Below are 5,618 nucleotides of genomic sequence, written 5' to 3'. Positions count from 1 at the left end.
TTGGGCTTAGCAAAGGCTCCAAGTCGTGCCCACTACGTTCCAGCCAAATTTTCTTTGCTATGGAGGACGGAATCCTACACTAACCAAAATTTAAAAAGAATCATAAAAAGGGGTGTATTTCCAATGGGGAAAGAAATGCCAGAATTAGACTCTAAAAAGTCATATATCAGCTGGCCAATCGTTGCTCTAATGGATTTCGTTACCGTTATCGGTTTCGATGACATTGTCTACAACTTCCATAACCAAGGTTTGGGAATTGTTTTTACTTGGATTTTAATGCTATTTTTGTTCGTTGTTCCTTACGAAATGATGGTCGGTCATTTAGGTTCAACTTTTGATGAAGAAGGTGGTGGAATTACTTCTTGGGTTCGTGCCACTGGTGGTAATCTTTGGGGTTACATTTGTGCCTGGACCGTTTGGGTATCCAGTTTGCCTTATATCGTCGATGTTGCCAATTCAACATTGATTTCATTTGGTTGGTTGATCAACGGTAATGGATCAATGTCAGATAAGATGAGCAACTCAATGTTTGCCTTATTGACAGCCGTTATTTTTACAGTCTTTATTTTTATTCAACATCATTTAAGAAACTCACTACAGATTTTGAGTATCATCGGTGGCGGTGCCATGTTTATCGTTTCAATTCTTTACGTTGTTATGATGATTGCTTACCTTGGTCAAGGCAACATGCCACACACTCAGCCATTTACTTTAAAATCATTTATTCCTAAGTTCGATATGCATTATCTTTCTACTTTCGGACTAGTTATCTTTGCGATGAATGGTTCTGAATTTGCGGCTCCATACGTTACTGAAATGAAAAATGGTAAACGCGACTTTCCTAAAGCTATGTGGATGCTGGCTATTATGACTGGTTTCTTAACAGTTCTAGGTTCATTTGCCTTAGGCGTCTTCTTCAATGCTCATCATTTACCAAATGATTTGAAGATGAACGGTTCTTATTATGCCTTCCAATACATGGGACAAGAGTTCGGTATGGGTCAATTCTTCCTATACTTATTTGCCTTAACGCAAGCACTTTATATGATGGCTCAGTTAGCTGTCTTGTTGGATGCTGGTACGAGAATGTTCTTATCTGATACGGCTAAGGAATATTTACCAAAAGGTCTAACAAAATTAGATAAACGTGGCCTACCTATCAACGGTTACTGGCTAACGACTGGTATTTGTACACTTATCATGGTTTTGAGTGCTACTTTGCCAAATATGAATTCCATTTTCAATCAGTTGTTAAATCTAAATGGTATCGTTTCACCATATACGACTTGTTTCCTATTTAGTTCTTTCATTTTGGTTAGATTACATGACGATCGTTTCCAATCTGACTTTGTTTATATCAAGAATAAATATTTAGCTATTTTAGTTGGTGCTTGGTGTTTTGCCATTACTTTTGGGGCAGCAACGCTGGGTATCTTCCCAACTGATGAAACTCCAGGAACTGCTGCTTGGTCACACGTTTTGACTCTAAATATTATCGAACCACTGATCATGATTGCTATCGGTATTATCTTGCCATTAATCGCTAGACATCAAAGAAATAAAGAACTTATTTAGAGTTTTTAATTGACTTATCAATTCGATAAAGGTTAATTTGATAGTGTTATAAATAAATCTATATTCTGAGGAGAGTTATTATGATTGACGAAATTATGAAAAATATCGAGCATTACGATACGATTATTATTCTCAGACATCAAAATCCGGATCCAGATGCCGTCGGGTCACAAACAGCCCTAGCGAATATTCTGAGAGCAGCTTATCCTCAGAAAAATATTTATATTGCTGGAGTCGATTTATCAGTCCTAGATTGGATTGGCAAGATGCAACAAATTGACAGCGAAACTTATCAAAATTCACTTGTTATTGCCGTTGATACAGCCAATGCTAGACGAATTGATAACAACGGTGACTACAAAAAAGCTGACAAAATCATCAAAATTGACCACCATCCTAACGTCGATGCTTTCGGTGATATCAATTGGGTCGACGATACTTCAGCTAGTTGTGCCGAAATGATTTATGAATTAACTGAAAAAGTCACTAATCTCAAAATTTCCAAATCAGCTGCCTATAATCTTTATGCCGGCATGGTTGGTGATACAAACCGTTTCTTATATGCTGGAACAACTTATAAAACCTTAGAAGTAGCCGCTAAATTGGCTAAAACTGGCATCAATATTTCAGAAATCAGTTTGCATGAGGATGAAATGTCGTTGCGAGTGGCACGTTTAGAGGCTTATATTTTAGATAACTTCCAAGTGACTGATTCAGGTTTTGGTTATATCATTATTAGAAAAGATCAACTGGAGAAATTCAAGTTAGACGATGGTGAGCTAGATCATGTTGTACCTTTAATTGGTCGCATCAAAAATGTCAATAATTGGATAGTCGTCAGTGAAAAAGATCTCAACCGTTTTAGAGTTAATCTCCGTTCAAAAAACGTCTCTATCAATGGTATAGCTGAAAAATTCGGTGGCGGCGGTCATCCTTTAGCCAGTGGTGTTTATGTTGGTAGTATGGATGAAGTCAAAGCTTTGATTAAGGATATGGATAATTTAAATAAATAAAAAAACGCAAAAGCCAAAATTGGTTTTTGCGTTTTTCATTTATTTATTGTAATGATGATAATTTTTCAAAGTCGTCATCACTCAAAGAAACATCTGCAGCAGCTAAATTATCCTTTAAGTGAGCTAGTGAACTAGTACCAGGAATTGGAATGATATTGTCAGAACGTTTCAACAACCAAGCCAAAGCAATTTGAGCTGGACTAGCATTGTATTTCTTGGCGATATCAGCCAAAGGACCATTTTCCTTAGCCAAATTACCAGTATCTAGTGGGAACCATGGTAAAAAGGCTATTTTTTGTTCTTTAGTGTAATCAACAATGGCATCATCGTCCTTGTGATGACCAACATTGTACATATTTTCAACGGCATCGATCTTAGCAATCTTTTGGGCAGCCTTTAATTCATCCAAAGTTACTTGACTAATTCCGATGTGCTTGATTTTACCTTCATCTTGCAATTTCTTTAATTCACCAACTTGATCCTCAATTGGAACTTGTGAATCAATTCTGTGCAAGAACAATAGATCTTCGTGGTCGCGATTAAATTTACGTAGAGACAATTCTACTTCTTGACGTAGAAATTCAGGTCTGCCTAGTGGTATCCATTCATTAGGACCAGTCCGAACTTGTCCTACTTTATCAGAAATGAAAATTTTATCAGAATCAGAATATTCCTTTAAAGCTTGAGCTAAATAAGTATCAGCTTCCCAAGGACCATAAGAATCAGCTGTGTCGACAAAATTAACGCCCAAATCAAAAGCACTTTTAATTAAGTCAACCGCTTGTTTAGAATCTTTGTAAGCACCCCAAACGCCATTACCTGTCAATTGCATCGTCCCGTATCCCAAGCGGTTAACGACAAAATCTTTATCAAATTCAAATTTTCCAGCATTTTCAACGCTATTTTTTACCATTAAACCAACCTTCCACAAAGAGATTAGTATCTCATTGCAATATAAATCCTAAGTCTTTTTTATAAGTTAAACAAACATTTGAACTGAACAAAAAAACAGCCATTCGAGCTGACTGCTTTACAAGTTCTGTTCAACTTTTTCATTATAATAAACAATTTTTGGTTCAAATTTCTTACCGTCAAAATGAACTTTTGTTAACGACAAATTGTCTGATTCTACTTGGCTTAATAAGAAAGGCGCATTCATATTGACCATTGCAGTTAAAATTGCGCTATGCGTTACAACGATAACCGGTTTCGTTTCAATTTCCAAAATTTTTTCGATTCCTTTTCCAAACCGATCCCAAAATTCTTTACTATTTTCAGCCAAATGTTTCGGATCAAGCTTTGCCAATTTATCCTGCATTTGGTTAGCATTCATTTCGTCCAAAGTTTCTTCGACTGTTTTACCGGCAATTTTTTTATAAACTTCTTTTTTAGACTGTCCTTCAAAACTACCGTAGAATTGTTCTCGTAATTCCGGCATGGTGACCATCTTCAAAACTTTACCACCAGCTGCTTTTAAACCGTTATTTAACTCTGTGACTGTTTGAACCGAACGATTCATATCACTACAATAAATATTCTCTGAAGTTTCACCTAAATTGGTCAAAGTCCGTCCCATTTGATAGGAATCCTTATGCCCATTATCGGTTAAAGGAGTATCCGACCAGCCTTGCATTTTGTCTAAATAATTAAAAAAAGTCTCACCACTACGTATAAAGTAAATATCCAATCGATCACTCCCTTAATTAAAACGTTTACTTTAGGGACTATTGTAATCTTGCAACTAATAAAACTCAATTTTCTAAAATTTATCTGCTTAATCAGCTTTCTTCTATTATAAGTAAAGGCTTACAATAAAGTTATAAATTAAGAAGGAGTGAAGAGAATGTTTTTTATTGATACCTCAAGAAATGGCAAACCAGTTTACAACGCCATTGTGAATCAATCTTTAGATAATTATTTAGTCAACGACTTACGACTACCCGGGCATGGCTTGATTTTATACGTCAATAACCCCTCTGTTATCATTGGCTTGCATCAAAATGCTTATGCTGAAGTTAACTTCCCTTACCTTAAAGAAAAGAATATCCAATTAGTCAGAAGAACTTCTGGTGGAGGTGCTGTCTACCACGATTATGGCAACTTCATCTTCGAAAATATCGTTATTGGTAACGACGAACATTTCGGTGAATACGATTACTTCGCTAAACCAATTATTGATGCACTACACGCAATGGGTGCTACTGATGCAAAAATGCACGGACGTAACGATATCATGATCGATGGCAAGAAATTCTCCGGTATGACAATGTTTAAAGTTGGCGATTCCTTTGCGGCCGGTGGAACTTTGATGTTTGACCTCGATATGGAAACTGCTAACAAAGTTTTGACACCCGAAAAGGATAAACTTGAATCAAAAGGTGTTAAATCCGTCAATAAACGTATCACCAACATTAAATCTTATCTAGATGAACCTTATCTTAGCATGGATCCGGTTCAATTTAAGGATGAATTATTAAAGCATATTTTCAAAGTCGATAAATTATCGGATATTAAGACCTACAAACTAACCGACCACGATTGGGATATTATCGACTCTCGCTTAAAAAACAAGTATGATACCGATGAATGGAATTACGGCAAGAATCCCGGTTTCACTAATTACGTTTCTAAACACTTCGATATCGGAACCGTTGCCTTCAATTTCTCACTAAAAGATAAAAAAATCTCTGACATTAAAATTTACGGCGATTTCATTACCGGCGGCGACGTTAGTTTGATTGAAAAAGCTCTACTTGGAGTTAAGTTTGAAAAATCAGCCTTGATTGAAGCTCTATCCAAAGTCGATCTGAAAAACAATCTCGGTAACATTGAACCCGAACCACTAGTAGATTTATTATTATCGTAAAAAAACTATTCGGTTTTCGTAGGTTCTTTCTTAAATTAGGTTACTGCTGAATGCCGTCATAAGTGAAATTTCAGTACTGGGCATCCACAAAGCTGTCACTACCGACTGGATAACATCATTTATTGTTTATTTTCAATAATTCAGAGTTAAAAATAGCATCAATT

5 protein-coding genes are annotated in these 5,618 nt (G+C 36.1%); 3 read left to right on the top strand and 2 right to left on the bottom strand.

Translation table 11 applies throughout. The annotated features are described in order from the left end of the window. Positions 1-135: 135 nt before the first annotated feature. Positions 136-1,575 (top strand): APC family permease, encoded by a 1,440-nt coding sequence (locus FC88_RS03635; protein ID WP_057812892.1) that lies wholly within the window; start codon positions 136-138, stop codon positions 1,573-1,575. 80 nt (positions 1,576-1,655) lie between these two features. Next, the gene (locus FC88_RS03630; protein WP_057812890.1) at positions 1,656-2,588 is read left to right on the top strand and encodes a DHH family phosphoesterase; all 933 of its coding nucleotides are present in this window, start codon (positions 1,656-1,658) and stop codon (positions 2,586-2,588) included. A gap of 43 nt (positions 2,589-2,631) precedes the next feature. Here FC88_RS03630 and FC88_RS03625 read toward each other — a convergent pair whose 3' ends face one another. After that, entirely contained in the window at positions 2,632-3,501 is an 870-nt protein-coding gene (locus tag FC88_RS03625) for an aldo/keto reductase (protein WP_057812888.1), read from the bottom strand. 117 nt (positions 3,502-3,618) lie between these two features. After that, positions 3,619-4,275 carry a histidine phosphatase family protein gene (locus FC88_RS03620; protein ID WP_057812887.1) on the bottom strand — a complete coding sequence of 219 codons (657 nt, stop codon included), beginning with the start codon at positions 4,273-4,275 and terminating at the stop codon, positions 3,619-3,621. 156 nt (positions 4,276-4,431) lie between these two features. On the opposite strand from FC88_RS03620, the gene FC88_RS03615 reads away from it, so the two are divergent. Continuing rightward, on the top strand, positions 4,432-5,454 hold the full coding sequence (locus tag FC88_RS03615) for a lipoate--protein ligase (RefSeq protein WP_057812885.1): 1,023 nt from the start codon (positions 4,432-4,434) through the stop codon (positions 5,452-5,454). The last annotated feature ends 164 nt before the right edge of the window (positions 5,455-5,618 follow it).

This window comes from Companilactobacillus futsaii JCM 17355, assembly GCF_001435505.1.
Lineage (GTDB): Bacteria > Bacillota > Bacilli > Lactobacillales > Lactobacillaceae > Companilactobacillus > Companilactobacillus futsaii.
The sequence above is the reverse complement of the archived record's forward strand: the minus strand, read 5'-3'. Positions and strand labels throughout refer to the sequence as shown.

What these genes read in the sequence shown, in the direction of transcription:
- FC88_RS03635 (WP_057812892.1), top strand. Translation starts at nt 136, where the DNA reads ATGCCAGAATTAGACTCTAAAAAGTCATATATCAGCTGGCCAATCGTT.
- FC88_RS03630 (WP_057812890.1), top strand. Translation starts at nt 1,656, where the DNA reads ATGATTGACGAAATTATGAAAAATATCGAGCATTACGATACGATTATT.
- FC88_RS03625 (WP_057812888.1), bottom strand. Translation starts at nt 3,501, where the DNA reads ATGGTAAAAAATAGCGTTGAAAATGCTGGAAAATTTGAATTTGATAAA.
- FC88_RS03615 (WP_057812885.1), top strand. Translation starts at nt 4,432, where the DNA reads ATGTTTTTTATTGATACCTCAAGAAATGGCAAACCAGTTTACAACGCC.